This is a genomic window from Shewanella sp. Iso12, assembly GCF_012030025.1.
Classification (GTDB): domain Bacteria; phylum Pseudomonadota; class Gammaproteobacteria; order Enterobacterales; family Shewanellaceae; genus Shewanella; species Shewanella algae.
Genome location: NZ_JAAUHW010000045.1, coordinates 1 through 605, shown reverse-complemented (window position 1 = coordinate 605; position 605 = coordinate 1). Strand labels below are relative to the sequence as shown.

Here is a 605-nt window from a genome sequence, read left to right as displayed (position 1 = left end):
ACTCTTGCTGTCTGAGCTCTTGCTGTCTGAGCCCCGGCTTCCCTTGTTTTAGGGGAAGGCGTTGAGCTCCGCTCGCTGAGTGCCGTTTTGCTCTTGGTCTAAATGCGATTGACTCGAATGTCTGTTGAATGTTCGTTTAGCCGAATTGCACCAAAAGCCATTGGCCTGCTCACTGGCTCTCAATCAACCGTTTACACTGTCAGTTGACGTCCCCGCCAGAAAACACCCCAATGGCAAACAGCCACCGCAAGGCGGTGGCTGACACACACTATCAGGCTTCGATGGGCTTGCGCCAGTCATCCGCACCTGAAGTACCGGCACTCACGTGGTCCCAGTCTATCTTGCGATAGGCCATTGACACCTCAACCAATTGGGTGAAATCCGCCTTGTTCGGGTCCTGGCAGTGTGGCATGTGACAGTTGATGTCCACTATCGTCGCACCTTCAAGCTTGGTAGTGAAGAAGTGCTCCTGCTTGCCCTCGATAGAGGTGCGGTACCACTTCAGCTCAACCTTGTTCAGCTTCTCACCGGATGACAGCGAGTTGTACATCAAAGGCACCGCCTTGTTCAGCGCCACGGTGAACTTGAACGGCTTGTGCACCCGC

General features: G+C 54.4%; 1 protein-coding gene. It reads right to left on the bottom strand.

The genetic code is table 11. The annotated features are described in order from the left end of the window. Positions 1 to 271: 271 nt before the first annotated feature. Positions 272 to 605, bottom strand: a 334-nt coding sequence (gene tssD, locus HCX89_RS22660) for a type VI secretion system tube protein TssD (protein WP_167717528.1), incomplete at its 5' end; no start/stop codon positions are given.